Origin of the sequence: Streptomyces sp. NPDC006510 (assembly GCF_040611955.1) — a bacterium.
Classification (GTDB): Bacteria; Actinomycetota; Actinomycetes; order Streptomycetales; family Streptomycetaceae; genus Streptomyces.
On sequence record NZ_JBEXPH010000008.1, the window covers coordinates 24,663 to 39,483 of the forward strand.

Annotated in this window: 14 protein-coding genes; 4 read left to right on the plus strand and 10 right to left on the minus strand. The window is 71.2% G+C overall.

Annotation, left to right across the window (positions count from 1 at the left end):
• The first annotated feature begins 181 nt into the window (after positions 1 to 181).
• On the plus strand, positions 182 to 1,525 hold the full coding sequence (locus tag ABZY11_RS04455) for a UDP-glucose/GDP-mannose dehydrogenase family protein (protein WP_356477683.1): 1,344 nt from the start codon (positions 182 to 184) through the stop codon (positions 1,523 to 1,525).
• Positions 1,526 to 1,534: 9 nt separating this feature from the next.
• On the opposite strand, the gene ABZY11_RS04460 is transcribed toward ABZY11_RS04455, so the two are convergent.
• Positions 1,535 to 2,044 carry a CGNR zinc finger domain-containing protein gene (locus ABZY11_RS04460; RefSeq protein WP_356477684.1) on the minus strand — a complete coding sequence of 170 codons (510 nt, stop codon included), beginning with the start codon at positions 2,042 to 2,044 and terminating at the stop codon, positions 1,535 to 1,537.
• A gap of 94 nt (positions 2,045 to 2,138) precedes the next feature.
• On the opposite strand from ABZY11_RS04460, the gene ABZY11_RS04465 reads away from it, so the two are divergent.
• Positions 2,139 to 2,501 carry a VOC family protein gene (locus ABZY11_RS04465; protein WP_356477685.1) on the plus strand — a complete coding sequence of 121 codons (363 nt, stop codon included), beginning with the start codon at positions 2,139 to 2,141 and terminating at the stop codon, positions 2,499 to 2,501.
• 62 nt (positions 2,502 to 2,563) lie between these two features.
• Here the strand turns inward: ABZY11_RS04465 and ABZY11_RS04470 are convergent, their stop codons facing one another.
• The 3 genes from ABZY11_RS04470 to ABZY11_RS04480 are packed head-to-tail and all read right to left on the minus strand — an operon-like array spanning position 2,564 to position 5,451.
• Positions 2,564 to 3,757, minus strand: coding sequence for a dipeptidase (locus ABZY11_RS04470; RefSeq protein WP_356477686.1), 1,194 nt, complete (start codon positions 3,755 to 3,757; stop codon positions 2,564 to 2,566).
• 6 nt (positions 3,758 to 3,763) lie between these two features.
• Positions 3,764 to 4,303, minus strand: a complete 540-nt coding sequence (purE, locus tag ABZY11_RS04475) for a 5-(carboxyamino)imidazole ribonucleotide mutase (protein WP_356477687.1) — start codon at positions 4,301 to 4,303, stop codon at positions 3,764 to 3,766.
• The gene (locus ABZY11_RS04480; protein ID WP_356477688.1) at positions 4,300 to 5,451 is read right to left on the minus strand and encodes a 5-(carboxyamino)imidazole ribonucleotide synthase; all 1,152 of its coding nucleotides are present in this window, start codon (positions 5,449 to 5,451) and stop codon (positions 4,300 to 4,302) included. Before ABZY11_RS04480 ends, purE begins: the two co-directional genes overlap by 4 nt.
• A gap of 174 nt (positions 5,452 to 5,625) precedes the next feature.
• On the opposite strand from ABZY11_RS04480, the gene ABZY11_RS04485 reads away from it, so the two are divergent.
• Positions 5,626 to 6,183 (plus strand): GtrA family protein, encoded by a 558-nt coding sequence (locus tag ABZY11_RS04485; RefSeq protein WP_356477689.1) that lies wholly within the window; start codon positions 5,626 to 5,628, stop codon positions 6,181 to 6,183.
• Between the two features lie 227 nt (positions 6,184 to 6,410).
• Here the strand turns inward: ABZY11_RS04485 and ABZY11_RS04490 are convergent, their stop codons facing one another.
• Both ABZY11_RS04490 and ABZY11_RS04495 read right to left on the minus strand, forming a co-directional pair.
• Positions 6,411 to 7,676 carry an ATP-binding protein gene (locus ABZY11_RS04490; protein ID WP_356477690.1) on the minus strand — a complete coding sequence of 422 codons (1,266 nt, stop codon included), beginning with the start codon at positions 7,674 to 7,676 and terminating at the stop codon, positions 6,411 to 6,413.
• A 51-nt stretch (positions 7,677 to 7,727) separates the two neighbouring features.
• Positions 7,728 to 8,405 carry a response regulator transcription factor gene (locus ABZY11_RS04495; RefSeq protein WP_093539847.1) on the minus strand — a complete coding sequence of 226 codons (678 nt, stop codon included), beginning with the start codon at positions 8,403 to 8,405 and terminating at the stop codon, positions 7,728 to 7,730.
• 491 nt (positions 8,406 to 8,896) lie between these two features.
• On the opposite strand from ABZY11_RS04495, the gene ABZY11_RS04500 reads away from it, so the two are divergent.
• Positions 8,897 to 10,387, plus strand: coding sequence for an oligopeptide:H+ symporter (locus tag ABZY11_RS04500; RefSeq protein WP_356477691.1), 1,491 nt, complete (start codon positions 8,897 to 8,899; stop codon positions 10,385 to 10,387).
• A 142-nt stretch (positions 10,388 to 10,529) separates the two neighbouring features.
• Here the strand turns inward: ABZY11_RS04500 and ABZY11_RS04505 are convergent, their stop codons facing one another.
• The 4 genes from ABZY11_RS04505 to ABZY11_RS04520 form a co-directional block, all read right to left on the minus strand.
• The gene (locus ABZY11_RS04505; RefSeq protein ID WP_356477741.1) at positions 10,530 to 11,876 is read right to left on the minus strand and encodes a hypothetical protein; all 1,347 of its coding nucleotides are present in this window, start codon (positions 11,874 to 11,876) and stop codon (positions 10,530 to 10,532) included.
• Positions 11,877 to 11,914: 38 nt separating this feature from the next.
• Complete coding sequence (locus tag ABZY11_RS04510; RefSeq protein ID WP_356477742.1) at positions 11,915 to 12,997, minus strand: hypothetical protein; 1,083 nt, start codon at positions 12,995 to 12,997, stop codon at positions 11,915 to 11,917.
• A gap of 56 nt (positions 12,998 to 13,053) precedes the next feature.
• On the minus strand, positions 13,054 to 13,977 hold the full coding sequence (locus tag ABZY11_RS04515; RefSeq protein WP_356477743.1) for a hypothetical protein: 924 nt from the start codon (positions 13,975 to 13,977) through the stop codon (positions 13,054 to 13,056).
• Between the two features lie 114 nt (positions 13,978 to 14,091).
• Positions 14,092 to 14,763 carry a peptidase gene (locus ABZY11_RS04520; RefSeq protein WP_356477744.1) on the minus strand — a complete coding sequence of 224 codons (672 nt, stop codon included), beginning with the start codon at positions 14,761 to 14,763 and terminating at the stop codon, positions 14,092 to 14,094.
• Between the last annotated feature and the right edge of the window lie 58 nt (positions 14,764 to 14,821).

Sequence of the window (14,821 nt, forward strand, 5' to 3'; positions counted from 1 at the left end):
GCGGCTCCCGCAATGGCCTATGCAATGCCCGCGTGAGCTTCGCGACAGGGGTGGGCAAAGGGTGGGAAATGGGTTCGGGGACAGGGTGGGCGGAGCTGTGCGGGCGGCCGGAAACCGGGCCTTCGGGAGCACGACTATGCTCGTTCACCGCACGTCTGTCCGCATCTCCCAGGAGCACTTCATGGCCCTCAGGATCACTGTGATCGGCACCGGCTACCTCGGCGCCACCCACGCCGCGGCCATGGCGGAACTGGGCTTCGAGGTGCTCGGCCTCGATGTCGTGCCCGAGAAGGTCGAGATGCTCGGCACCGGCAAGGTCCCGATGTACGAACCGGGCCTGGAGAAGCTGCTGCGCAAGCACGTCGAAGGCATCGAGGGGTCCACGGGGCGGCTGCGGTTCACCACCTCCCCGGAGGAGGTGGCGGCCTTCGGCGATGTGCACTTCGTCTGCGTGAACACTCCGCAGAAGCACGGCGAGTACGCCTGCGACATGAGCTACGTGGACACCGCCTTCGAGTCGCTGGCACCGCATCTGACCCGGCCGACGCTGGTCGTCGGGAAGTCGACCGTCCCGGTGGGCTCGGCGGCCCGGCTCGCGGCCCGGCTGGCGGAGCTGGCGCCGGCGGGTGCCGATGCGGAGCTGGCCTGGAACCCGGAGTTCCTGCGCGAGGGCTTCGCCGTGAACGACACCCTGCACCCGGACCGGATCGTCGTCGGTGTGGCGAGCGAGCGGGCCGAGAAGCTGCTGCGCGAGGTGTACGCGACGCCGGTCGCCGAGGGGTCGCCGTTCGTGGTGACGGACTTCCCGACCGCCGAGCTGGTGAAGACCGCGGCCAATTCGTTCCTGGCCACGAAGATCTCGTTCATCAACGCCATGGCGGAGGTCTGCGAGGCCGCCGACGGCGATGTGAAGAAGCTGGCCGAGGCGATCGGGCACGACGAGCGGATCGGCTCGAAGTTCCTGCGGGCCGGGATCGGTTTCGGCGGCGGCTGTCTGCCGAAGGACATCCGGGCCTTCATGGCGCGCGCCGGTGAGCTGGGCGCGGACCAGGCGCTGACCTTCCTCCGCGAGGTCGACTCGATCAACATGCGGCGCCGCGGCCACATGGTGGAGCTGGCCCGGGAGGCCGTGGGCGGCGATTCGTTCCTCGGCAAGCGGGTGGCGGTACTGGGCGCGACGTTCAAGCCGGACTCGGACGACGTACGGGACTCGCCGGCGCTGAACGTGGCCGGGCAGATCCATCTGCAGGGCGGCCAGGTCACGGTCTTCGACCCGAAGGGCATGGACAACGCCCGGCGGCTCTTCCCCACCCTCGGTTACGCGGACACGGCGCTGGACGCGGTGCGCGGCGCCGATGTGGTGCTGCATCTGACGGAGTGGCGCGAGTTCCGTGAACTGGACCCGGCGGCGCTCGGCGAGGTCGCGTCCCGCCGGATCATCCTGGACGGCCGCAACGCGCTCGACAGCGAGCTGTGGCGCGGGGCCGGCTGGACGTACCGGGCGATGGGGCGTCCGACGGCCTGATCCGGTGCGTCACGCGCGCTTCGCGCGGTAGGTACGCATCTTGGCGCGGGCGCCGCACACCGACATGGAGCACCAGCGGCGGCGCCCCGCCGGGCTGCGGTCGTAGTAGGCCCAGCGGCAGTCCTCCGCCTCGCATGCCTTGAGCCGGGCCCAGGTGCCGTCGGCCGCCGCGCCGGCGATGGCCGCAGCGACGCGGGCGGTCAGCCCGGCCGGTTCGGTGGCGGGGCGCAGTTCGGCGGCGCCCGCCGCGTCCACGGTGACGCGCAGGGGCGCCTCGGCGAGCAGCCGGTCGAGCGGGGACGCGGCGCCGTCCGGCGGGCGGTGGCCCGCGTGGGCGAGGCAGGCGGTACGGAGCGCCTCGCGCAGGACGCGGGCTTCCGGGACCTCCGGTTCGGTGAGGCCGAAGGCGGCGCGCCCGTCCGCCGTGTCGAGGGTGTCCACGCCCGTCTCGACGTCCAGTGTGTTGACCAGGGCCTCGATCAGTGCGAGCTCCCCGGGCGCGGATTCCTTCTCACTCATGGTTGCGACGTTACTTCCCATGCGGCAGCATGCAGTAACGGTTACCGGTTGAGCCGATGTAGGGGTAACCGTTCGTCCGGAGGAGGAATGTGTCATGGCTGTCGCCACCCTGGGGTCCGTCGTACTGGACTGCCCCGACCCGGCCGCGCTCGCGGGCTTCTACGCGGGGCTGCTCGGCGGAGAGATCGTGTCCGGCGGGGAGGACTGGCTGGAGCTGACCGGGGTCGGGGGCCCGCTCCTCGCGTTCCAGGCCGCGCCGGGCTTCGTACCGCCGCGGTGGCCGAGTCCGGACGGCTCGCAGCAGATCCATCTGGATCTGACCGTGGCGGATCTGGACGCGGCGGAGAAGGAGGTGCTCGCACTGGGCGCCACCGTGCTGGACGCGGCGGACCGGGAGCGGACCTTCCGGGTGTACGCGGATCCCGCGGGGCACCCGTTCTGCCTCTGCGCGGGGTAGTGGACGACGCGTGGGGCGCCCCCTCCCGGCAGGGAAGGGGCGCCCCACGCATGTGTCACGGCTCAGACGGCCCGGCCGTCCAGCTGCTCGATCGTGGCGTGCGACGGGCCGCGGCGGGTGCGCAGCTCGCGCGCCACGTCCTCGGCGTCGCGCAGCACCCGTACGGCGTTCCGCCAGGTGAGCTTGGCGAGATCGGCGGTGGACCAGCCGCGGCCGAGCAGCTCCGCGATCAGGTTCGGGTAGCCGGCGACGTCCTGGAGGCCCTCCGGGAGGAAGGCCGTTCCGTCGTAGTCGCCGCCGATGCCGATGTGGTCGACGCCGGCGACCTCGCGCATGTGGTCGAGGTGGTCGGCGATGGTCGCCACGGTGGCCATCGGGCGCGGGTTGGCCGCTTCGAAGGCGGCGTGGATCTTCATGGCCCGCTCGGTGGTGTCGAGGTGGTGCAGGCCGTGCGCGCGGATGTTCTCGTCCGCGGCCAGGGTCCAGGCGACGGCCTCCGGCAGGACGAACTTCGGCACGAAGGTCGCCATCGCGATGCCACCGTTGGCCGGGAGCCGACCGAGGACGTCGTCGGGGATGTTGCGCGGGTGGTCGCAGATCGCCCGCGACGAGGAGTGCGAGAAGATCACCGGCGCCGTGGAGGTGTCGAGCGCGGCGCGCATCGTGGTGGCCGCCACGTGGGAGAGGTCGACCAGCATGCCGGTGCGGTTCATCTCCCGTACGACCTCGTGGCCGAACGGCGAGAGGCCGCCGACGCCCGGTTCGTCGGTCGCCGAGTCCGCCCACGCGATGTTGTCGTTGTGCGTGAGCGTCATGTAGCGGACGCCCAGGGCGTGCAGGGCGCGCAGGGTGCCCAGCGAGTTGTTGATGGAGTGGCCGCCCTCGGCGCCCATCAGGGAGGCGATGCGCCCCTCGGCGCGGGCCGCCTCCATGTCGTCGGCGGTCAGCGCGCGCCGCAGGTCGGCGGGGTGGCGCTCCAGCAGCTCGGCGACCACGTCGATCTGTTCCAGGGTGGCGCTGACGGCTTCGTCGCCCGCCATGTCGGTCCGTACGTAGACGGACCAGAACTGCGCGCCGACGCCGCCCGCGCGCAGCCGGGGAATGTCGGTGTGCAGATGGGCGGACTGGTCGGTGGCGATGTCACGGGCGTCGAGGTCGTAGCCGACCTGTTCGCGCAGCGCCCACGGCAGGTCGTTGTGGCCGTCGACGACGGGGTACTCGGCGAGGAGTTCCCTCGCCCGCTCCAGCTGCTCCACGGGCCCCTACTTCCCGAAGCCGAAGGAGTCGGCGCCCTGGACCTTGCTGCGGAGCCGCTTGCCCTTCTCCGTCGCCTGGTCGTTCAGCTCCTGCTGGAACTCCCGCATCCGGGCCAGCAATTCGCTGTCGTGGGCGGCGAGGATACGGGCGGCGAGCAGGCCCGCGTTGCGCGCGCCGCCGACCGAGACGGTCGCGACCGGCACACCGGCGGGCATCTGCACGATGGAGAGCAGGCTGTCCATGCCGTCGAGGTACTTCAGCGGGACCGGCACACCGATGACGGGCAGCGGGGTGACCGAGGCGAGCATGCCGGGCAGATGGGCGGCGCCGCCCGCGCCCGCGATGATCGCCTTGAGACCGCGGTCCGCCGCCTGCTCGCCGTACGCGATCATCTCGCGCGGCATGCGGTGGGCGGAGACGACGTCGATCTCGTAGCGGATCTCGAACTCGTCGAGGGCCTTGGCCGCTGCTTCCATGACGGGCCAGTCGGAGTCCGACCCCATGACGATGCCGACGAGCGGCGCGGCGGTGGCGGGGGAGGTCATTCGGTGATCGTTCCTCGCAGGTAGTCGGCCGCGTGCCGGGCGCGCTCCCGCACGTCCGCCAGGTCGTCGCCGTAGGTGTTGACGTGTCCGACCTTGCGGCCGGGCTTCACGTCCTTGCCGTACATGTGGATCTTGAGCTGCGGGTCGCGGGCCATGCAGTGCAGGTACGCCTGGTACATGTCCGGGAAGTCGCCGCCGAGCACATTGGACATGACCGTCCAGGTGGCGCGCGGGCGGGGGTCGCCGAGCGGCAGGTCGAGCACGGCCCGGACGTGGTTGGCGAACTGCGAGGTGATCGCGCCGTCCTGCGTCCAGTGGCCGGAGTTGTGCGGGCGCATGGCCAGCTCGTTGACCAGGATGCCGGGCTTCCCGTCGGGTCCACGGGTCTCGAAGAGTTCGACCGCGAGGTGGCCGACGGCACCGAGCTCGGAGGCGATCTTGAGCGCGAGCTGCTGGGCCTCGCCGGCGAGCCGCTCGTCCAGCTCGGGGGCCGGGGCGATCACCGTGTCGCAGACCCCGTCGACCTGGATCGACTCGACGACCGGGTAGGCGACGGCCTGGCCGTGCGGTGAGCGGACGATGTTGGCCGCCAGCTCCCGTACGAAGTCGACCTTCTCCTCGGCGAGCACCGCGACGCCGGCCCGGAAGGGGTCGGCCGCGTCCGCCTCGGAGCGGACCACCCAGACGCCCTTGCCGTCGTAGCCACCGCGGACCGTCTTGAGGACGACGGGGAAGCCCCCGGTCTCCTCGGCGAAGGCGGCGACATCGGCCGGGTCCTTCACGATGCGGTGGCGGGGGCAGGGCGCGCCGATCTCGGTGAGCTTCGCGCGCATCACCCCCTTGTCCTGGGCGTGCACCAGCGCGTCGGGTCCCGGGCGCACGGGGATACCGTCCGCCTCCAGGGCCCGCAGGTGCTCGGTCGGTACGTGCTCGTGATCGAAGGTGATCACGTCACAGCCGCGCGCGAAGGCACGCAGCGTGTCCAGGTCGCGATAGTCGCCGACGACGACTTCGCTCACCACCTGGGCCGCCGAGTCCTGGGGGGTGTCGCTGAGGAGCTTGAACTTGATGCCGAGGGGGATACCCGCCTCGTGGGTCATTCGGGCGAGCTGACCGCCACCGACCATGCCGACTACCGGGAACGTCACTCCTCCAGGGTATCCGCCGCCCCGGACAGCTCCCGACGACGCCCTCCGGCCGCCCCGGCCGGGCGTTCCTGTCACAGCATCGCCACACAGCCCACGGCATCCACGGGCGGCGCGGGGACGGGCTGGTTAGCATGACCGGGTTGACACAACCGACTGACGGGCTGAGCGATCACCATGAGCGAACGGGGCGGACTGCGGACCCGGCTGGAGGCGCTGGCCCGGGAAGTCGCAAAGTTCGGCGTGGTCGGCGGGGTCGGCCTGGTGGTCAACATCGCGGTGTCGAACCTGCTCTGGCGCTACACCACCATCCCGACGGTACGGGCCGGTCTGCTGGCCACCGTCGTCGCCATCCTCGGCAACTACATCGGCTTCCGCCACTGGACGTACCGGGACCGCGACAAGAGCGGACGGACCCGCGAGCTGACACTGTTCCTGCTGTTCAGCGCGGTGGGCGCGGTCATCGAGACCGGTGTGCTGTACACGGCGACGTACGGCTTCGGATGGGACAGCCCGGTCCAGAGCAATGTCTTCAAGATCCTCGGGATCGGCATCGCGACCCTGTTCCGCTTCTGGTCCTACCGGACGTGGGTGTTCAGGGCGCTGCCCATCGAGCAGCCCGTGCCGGGCGGGGCGGCCGTGCCGGGCGGGGACGTGCCCGGCACCGAGGGGTTCGTGAGGCAGGCACGTACGGAGCAGGTGCCGCGGGTCGAGGCGGATCCGGTACGGCGCTAGGGCCGGTCCGGCGGATCAGGGTCGGACAGGGCGCGGCGTCCGGTGCGGTGCATCGCAGGGCGCCGGAGCGTCGTAGGTGGGGTTTCCCCTGCTCGAACGGAGTTGAGAGCTTGGGGAAGGAGCTGTTCGGACGTTCCGGCAACGCCGCGAGGTGCCGTGCCAGGCGTCGCGGCCCCGGCCATGATCTGCCGGACAGGCCCTGGCCGACCGCGCGCGGCGCCCGCCGCTCAGCGCACCGGGCGTTCCGGTTCCTTCCTCTTCCGGGCCACCCGGCTGAGGAACAGGGCGAAGACCGCGGGCTGCTGCTGGAGCAGTTCGAGCCGGCCGCCGTCCGCCTCCGCGAGGTCCCTGGCCACCGCGAGGCCGATGCCGGTGGAGTTGCGGCCGCTGATCGTCCGCTCGAAGATCCGGGCACCCAGGTCGGGGGGAACCCCCGGGCCCTCGTCCGTGACCTCGATCACCGCCTGGTTGCCGGTGACCCGGGTGCGCAGCGCGACCGTACCGCCGCCGTGCATCAGTGAGTTCTCGATCAGCGCGGCCAGCACCTGGGCGACCGCGCCCGGTGTGCCGACGGCCCGCAGCCCCTGCTTGCCGGAGCGGACGATGGCGCGGCCCGCGCTCCGGTAGGCGGGACGCCACTCCTCGATCTGCTGCTTGACGACCTCGTCGAGGTCGAAGACGACGGCGGAGCCGGTGCGCGGATCGCGGGCATTGGTCAGCAGCCGTTCCACCACGTCGGTGAGCCGCTCGACCTGGGTGAGGGCGATGTTCGCCTCCTCCTTCACCGTGTCCGGGTCGTCGGTGACCGAGATCTCCTCGATCCGCATGGAGAGCGCGGTGAGCGGCGTGCGGAGCTGGTGCGAGGCGTCGGCGGCCAGCCGGCGTTCCGCGGTCAGCATCCGGGCGATCCGTTCGGCGGAGGAGTCCAGGACGTCGGCGACCCGGTCCAGCTCCGGGACTCCGTACCGTTTGTGGCGCGGCCGCGGGTCGCCGGAGCCCAGGCGTTCGGCGGTCTCGGCCAGGTCGGTCAGCGGTGAGGTCAGCTTGTTGGCCTGGCGTACGGCCAGGAGCACGGCGGAGACGATGGCCAGCAGCGCCACAGCGCCGATGATCATGAAGGTGCGGCCGACCTCGCGGGTGACCGCGGAGCTGGACTCCTCGACGGTGACCCGCTCGCCGCGCTCCCCCTCGGCCGTGCTCCTGATCACCCTGCCGGTGGGGCGCTTGCCGACTTCGAGGGGCTCCCGGCCGGGGATCTTGATCAGCGCGTAGCGCTTGCCGTCGATCTGCTGGGACAGCAGTGCGGGGTTGATCCGCTCGTCCTCCAGCAGCCGGCTCTCGACGACGCTGATCAGCCTCAGCGCCTCGGAGTCGACGCTCTCCTGGGCGCTGTTGCTGATGGTGCGGGTCTCGACGATGACGAGGGAGACGCCGAAGACGGCGATCACCACAAGCACCACGGCGAGGGTGGAATTGATCAGTCTGCGGCGCATGAATGCTTCTGCTCGTCGGCTCTTCCCGGAACGGCGGCCCCCCTCGGAACGTCAGCTCTTCTCGAAGCGGAACCCGACGCCCCGTACGGTCGCGATGTAGCGGGGGTTGGCGGCGTCGTCGCCGAGCTTCTTGCGGAGCCAGGAGATGTGCATGTCGAGGGTCTTCGTCGACGACCACCAGGTGGTGTCCCAGACCTCGCGCATCAACTGGTCGCGGGTGACGACCCGGCCGGCGTCGCGGACCAGGACCCGCAGCAGGTCGAACTCCTTGGCGGTGAGCTGGAGTTCCTCCTCGCCCATCCAGGCGCGGTGCGACTCGACGTCGATCCGGACGCCGTGCGTCGCGGGCTGCGGCGCGGGCTCGCTGGCGCCGCGGCGCAGCAGGGCCCGGACCCGGGCGAGCAGTTCGGCGAGACGGAAGGGCTTGGTGACGTAGTCGTCGGCGCCCGCGTCGAGGCCTACGACGGTGTCCACCTCGTCGGCGCGGGCGGTCAGCACCAGGATCGGCACGGTGTGACCCTCGGCACGGAGCCTGCGGGCAACTTCGAGGCCGTCCATCCCGGGCAGACCCAGGTCGAGCACGACCAGGTCGATTCCGCCCTGGAGGCCGGCGTCGAGTGCGGTCGGACCGTCTTCGCGGACCTCCACCTCGTAACCCTCCCGACGCAGTGCGCGGGCCAGCGGCTCCGAGATGGATGCATCGTCCTCGGCGAGCAGTACACGGGTCATGGAGTGATGGTAGTCCGCGCGGAGCGGATGCCGTGAGGTGATCCAAAAGCCCTGCGGGTCTGCGAAATAAATGGACAGACGCCTTTGAATATGGGAGCCCGACCCCATCGGGACCTGTGATCCATCTCTCAAGTCCATTCATATCCGGTTCTGTCGTGTCGTATGGTTGCTCGACGCCTGTTGCACTACTCAAGGACCCTTGGGCAGCTTTTAGCGCCAAGGGTCTCTTTTGTTGGCCGACTGGTACCCGCCAGTCGCGAACTTCAGTGAATGACCTGTGGCCGGGCCCGGAGCGCGAGGATGCGCACCGGGCGTGGATCCCGACGCGGTCGGTCCCCGTCTCCTTCAGCCGGCTCCTTCGTGGATCCGGCGGTCGGGGCGAATCCCTCTCAGGCGTGAGGGGTGGGGCCCGCCCTTGCCGGTGCCGGCCTCCCCCCACCGGGCGCACCACGCTCACAAGGCGTCGCGTCCCGAGCACACAAGGATCGACCATGGCGTCCAGCCTGACGAAGGACCCGGCCAGTACTTCTGGATCCGCGAAGACCTTCTTCGGCCACCCCCGCGGCCTGGCCACTCTCTTCATGACCGAGATGTGGGAGCGCTTCAGCTTCTACGGCATGCGGGCCCTGCTTCCGCTCTACCTGGTCTCCGGTACCGGCCTGCACATGAACGCGGCCACGGCCACCGCGATCTACTCCATCTACATGGCGATGGTGTATCTGCTCGCCATGCCCGGCGGCTGGTTCGGCGACCGGGTCTGGGGGCCGCGCAAGACGGTCACCATCTCGGCCGCCGTCATCATGCTGGGCCACCTGACGCTCGCGCTGCCGGGCTCCGGCACCTTCTTCGCCGGTCTGGCGCTGGTCGCGCTCGGATCCGGTCTGCTGAAGGCCAACATCTCGACGATGGTCGGCCACCTCTACAACGGTCCGGACGACCCGCGTCGCGACGGTGGCTTCACCGTCTTCTACATGGGCATCAACCTCGGTGCCTTCGCCGCGCCGCTGATCATCGGCACGGTCGGCGAGAAGGTGAACTGGCACCTCGGCTTCGCCATCGCCGCGGTCGGCATGGCGCTGGGTCTGGCCCAGTTCCTCATCGGTACGCGCCACCTCAGCGAGCGCAGCAGCGTCGTCCCGAAGCCGCTGTCGGCCGAGGAGCGCCGTACCACCCTGCGCAAGGGTCTGCTGTGGCTGATAGCCGCCGTCGTCTTCTACGGCGTGCTCGTCGCCACCGATGTCTACACGCTGAACTGGGCGCTCGTCCCGATCACCGTCGCCGGTCTGCTCATCCCGGTCGCGGTGCTGGTGCGGATCAAGCGGGACCGGGACCTCTCGAAGACCGAGCAGTCGAAGATGTCCGGCTACATCTGGTTCTTCGTCGCCGCGGCCGTGTTCTGGATGATCTACGACCAGGGCGGCTCCACGCTGTCGCTCTTCGGTGAGTCCTCCACCACCAACAGCCTGTTCGGCCTGCACTTCCCGACCTCCTGGTACCAGTCGGTCAACCCGGTCATCATCATGGCGCTGGCCCCGGTCGTCGCCTGGATATGGCTGGCGCTGAACCGGCGCGGCAAGGAACCGAGCACGGTCGTCAAGTTCGGCTCGGGCCTCTTCCTGGTCGGTGTCTCCTTCCTCGTCTTCATGCTGCCGCTGACCATGACGACGGACGGCGACAAGGTCAGCCCGATGTGGCTGGTGTCGATCTACTTCCTGCAGACCGTCGGTGAGCTCTGCCTCTCCCCGGTCGGCCTGTCGGTCACCACGAAGATGGCGCCCGCGAAGTACGGCAGCCAGATGATGGGTGTCTGGTTCCTCGCGGTCACCGCGGGCGACTGCACCACCAGCCTGCTGTCGCTGGCGGGAGTCGACCTGAACAAGACCGGCATGGTGGGTCTGGAGGCGGCGCTCGCGATCGTCGCCGCGTTCGCGATCTGGATGTACCGCAAGAAGGTCACCCAGCTCATGGGCGACGTGCGCTGATGTTCCGATGCGCCGGCGCGCGGATGCGCTGACGCACCGAACGCGTACCGCCCGCACAGCTGGACGCGTACCGCCCGCACACGAGGGCCGCCGCACCGTCGACCGGTGGGGCGGCCCTCGTGCCGTTGTTACGGGAGCCGGCTCACCTGGTGCCGCGCAGCCTGCGCCACGGGGTGAAGGTGAACACGGCGCCGCCCAGCAGGATCGCCGTGCCCGCGACCAGGCCGAGGGCGCGCAGGGTGCCGTTGTCCTCGGCCCCGGTGGCGGCCAGTCCGCCGCCGGAGGCCGTGCCGCCACCCGTGGAGCCGGTGGCGCCCGTGGAGCCCGAGGTGGCGGAGCCGGAGGCGCCGCCCTCCTGGGCGGTGGTGTCGAGCTCCAGCGACGGGGTCACCGAGCCCTTGACCTTGCACGGGATGTTGATCTTGGAGGCGCCCAGCGTGACATCGATCGTCAGGGTGCCGGGGCTGAGCGTGGACTTGCCGGACGCGCCGGGCTTGTACGTGCCGGTCATGTCGGACAGGTCGACCGGCTTGCCCTGCTCCAGCGGTTCGGCGTTGGCCGGTCCGGTGACCTTCACCGAGCCCTTGTCGGCGCCGCCGATGGTGATGTCCATGGACGGCTTGAGCGCACCGGCCGGCAGCGCGGCCGGGCTGTCCATCACGCCCTTGGCCGTCTTGACCGTGAGGGCGTAGCTCCCGCCGTTCTTCTTGGCGTTGATCGTCACCTTGGAGGCGATGCCGGCCGGTCCGGGGGACGTACAGGTGAAGTGGACCGCGACCTCCTTGCCGGGGAAGTCGGTCTGTCCGCCGCCGCCTCCGGAGCCCGAGGTGGCGCCGCCGGAGTCGCTGCCGCCCGCGGTCGTACCGCCCGCGGTGGTCCCGCCCGCGGTGGTGGAGCCGGAGGTGGTGCCGCCCGCGGTGGTGGAACCGGTCGTCGAGCCGCTCGTGGAGCCGCTCGTCGTGCCGCCCGAGGTGGTGGATCCGCCGCCGTCCGTGACCTTGATGGTCGCGCCCGGCTGCACGGTCTCCTTCGGACTGCACTTGGTGTCCGTGGAGATCGGCTTGGAGACGTTGATGTTGTACGCGTCCGGCGTCAGCGTGATCTCACCGGCCTTCTCCAGCTTCAGCGTGCCCTTCATGTCGGGCAGCACCATGGCACTGTTCTTGGGGATCGGCGGGTTCTGCCGCGGTCCTTCCATCTGTACGGTGCCGGTGGCGGCGCCGCCCACCTTGAGGGTGCCGGTCGGCTTGACCGTGTCCTTGTCCAGGTCGAGCACGTCGGGGTTCTTGGAAGCGGCCTCGACCGTCTTCCACACCACCTCGACGGTGTCCCCGACCTTGGCCTCGGCGGGCGCGGTCAGCTGCACCTTGGTGGTGCCCTGCACGGCCGGCAGCCCGGAGATGGGCGGTGGAATGCACTCCGTCCGGTACGAGACGTCGGCGGCCCGGGCCGGACTCGCGGCCAGCAGCATGCCCGCGCCGCCGAGCATCATCGCGACTCCCGCCGCGACCGTCCTGCGTTGCGTACTCACGAATGTCCCTTCGTCGTCGGTCTGTTCTCTGACGGTGCGGAATCGGGTGTGAACCACGGCAGCGCGGCCGTGGCGGTGGACGGGCCGTCGGCGGGCGCGGCCGCGGGGCCCTCGGCGGGCCCCGGTGCACGGCGCCGCTTCGGGGTCCTCGCGGTCGCGTCCGCCCCTCGCGAGGGGCGGCGGCGGGCGCGGCCCGGGGCGCGCGAGGTACGGGGCCGCACCTTGTCGACGATCGCCATGCCGATCCGGAACACGGCGGCCGGTACGACGACACACAGCAGGATCCAGAAGAGCGTGACGCCCCAGGGGCGGCCGACCCCCCACGGCTGTTCGGCCAGCACCTTGCCGCCGTACCTGAGCGAGACCTGGTAGTCGCCGTGGGCGCCCGCCGTCAGTTCGACCGGGAGCTTGATCTGCGCCTTGCGGCCGGATCCGATGGTGCCGCGCCACTGCCGCTCCTCCCACTGCGGGGCGAAGACGCCGTGTGCGGTGCCGACCTCGAAGACCGGGTCCTTGACGGGGGCGGAGCCGAGGTTGCCCACGGTGAGGACCAGTTGCCGGGAGGGCGGGGCGCCGAACCAGGTGAGGATCCCGCTGTCGCCCTCCAGCCTGGTGGTGGCGAGCACCGCGAGCCTGCCGCCCCCGGTCTCCTTCGGCAGCGGGGCGAGCGGGTGGCCCGCGACGACGAACACGGCGTCGGCGGTGGCCTGTTCACCGGTGACGGTGGCTACGTGCACCACGCAGGGGCAGGGCACGGGCGGTTCGGCGACCGGCATCTTCTTGCGGAAGGCGCCCCGGCCGTCGGTGGTGACGGCCCGGCCCTCGGCGTTGGCGCAGGAGTTGGTTCCGCCGATCACGCCCCGGTCCGTCGTGGACCGTCCGCAGATCAGCATCATCAGCAGCGCGTTCGGGCGCCAGCCGCTGCCCTTCACGGTGATCTCACCGCCCTTGCCCGCCTGCTGCTTGGAGAGGGTGACCACGGGCTTCGCGTCCGCGGCCCTCGTACCCGCCGCGTCGGCCCCGGTCGCGAAGAGCGTCAGCAGGGCGGGCAGCAGGGCCACGAGCAGCGCGACGGACAGCGCGCCGGCCCACCGGGGGCCGCCGCTGCGGGGTGCTGCCGGTCCGGCCTGTCCAGTCACGATTCCGCTCCCGCCTTCGCCAAGTGCCTGCTCCCGGAGTGCTGTTGGTTGCCCGGTGACCGTCCGGGCCGTTCCTCGTCGTCCGGCCGCCGGTCGCACGACCGCCTGAGCCGGTACGCGTACGTGCCCGCGCCGGCGGCGGCCAGGACCAGCAGTGCGCCGGCGGTCAACGGCGCCCACGGGACGAAGACCGCACGGGCCGTCGCCTCGCCGTGCGCCCCGCCCGCCGCCGTGACGCGCAGCCGTACGGTCGCCGAGTCGAGCGCGGGGACGTCCCGCCACGGCTCGGTGAGCCTGACGCGCTGTCCGGGCCGCACCTCCACCGGCAGGGCGCGGGCCCCGCGCCGCAGCAGCGTCCCGAACACCCCGTCGGCGCGGACCGCGATCCGCGGGGCGAGGACCGCGTTGCCGCGGTTGACCAGTGTGTAGTGGATGGCCCGCCCGGACACGCTGACGTCCTCGACGGTGAGCGCGGCCAGCGTCGGCCCGCCGACCCGGAGCCGGATCCGTACGCCCACCGAGCGGTCGCCGCCGCGCACGACGATCGCTCCGGGATGGTCACCGGGCGTCGCACCGGCCGGCACCGTGACGGTGAACGGCACATCGGCCCGGGTGCGGGCCGGGACGGTCACCTCGGTGGCGGCGGTCCGCAGCCAGCGCCCGGTCCCGGTGGCGCCCTTGCCGCCGGAGCCGCTGCCCTTCGCGTCGTACGCGTCGGCGCCGCTCAGCCGCACGGTGACCGGGGACCGGCCGGAGTTGGTGACCGAGATCCGGTCCTGCAGAACGGTGCCGGGCGGGCCCTCCAGATAGAAGTACGGTCTGCCGTCCGTGCCGGAACCGCTCACCGCGGGCCGCGCCGTCCACGAAGCGGCGCCCGGCTGCGACGGAGGCCGCGTCGCGGCACCGGCCACCGGTGTCATGGCGAGGGCGCACAGCAGTACGGCGAGGGCGAGTCGGGCGGCGTGACCGGTCGGCGACGGCATGGGCGGCTCCCTGGTGCGTGACGGCGGCGGCTGGGTCCGGCGGGAATCGCCCTATCGGCCAACAGCCCCCTGTCCGCGCCTGGTCAGCCAGAGCACCCCGGCCGCACCGGTCAGCAGCACCGTGCCGCCCAGCGTGCCGAGTGCCACGGCCGAGTCGAGCGGACCGGTCTTCGGCAGCTGTCCGCCGTCGTCGTCCGGGGCGCCCTGCCCGTTGCCCGCGGCGGTCACGTCGAGCCGGAGCGCAGGTCCCGGGTTGTTGGAGGGGGTGCAGGTCGTGGTCGTACCGAGCGCCTTGATGGTGAGCACACCGGCGGTGAAGTCGACCTTGCCGCTCTTCTTCGGGGTGTACGTACCCGACAGGTCACTGATCTTGATGGGGGTGTTGGCGGGTATGGCCGCGGAGTTCGGCGGGCCGGAGACATTGACCTGACCCGGGTCCGCGCCCCCCACCTTGATGACCGCGCTGGGGCTCATCGCGCCCTTGCCCAGTTCCACGGGGCTGGACGAGACGCCCTTCTGGAAGGACATCGTGAGCCGGTAGCCGCTGCCGCTCCTGACGCTCTTGATGTCGATGGGAGACACGGCACCCTTGTCACCGATCGGGGTCTTGCACTGGTAGTTGACGTCCACGACCGTGGCGTGGGCGGCGGGCGCGGCCATCAGCACCACCGTGCCCGCCAGCGCGGACGCCAGCGCGAGAGCTGTTCGCTTCTGGTAGGACACCTGAGTTCCCCTCATGCCGGAAGTCGCCGCACGCCGGTTCGCACCGACGCAAGTTACT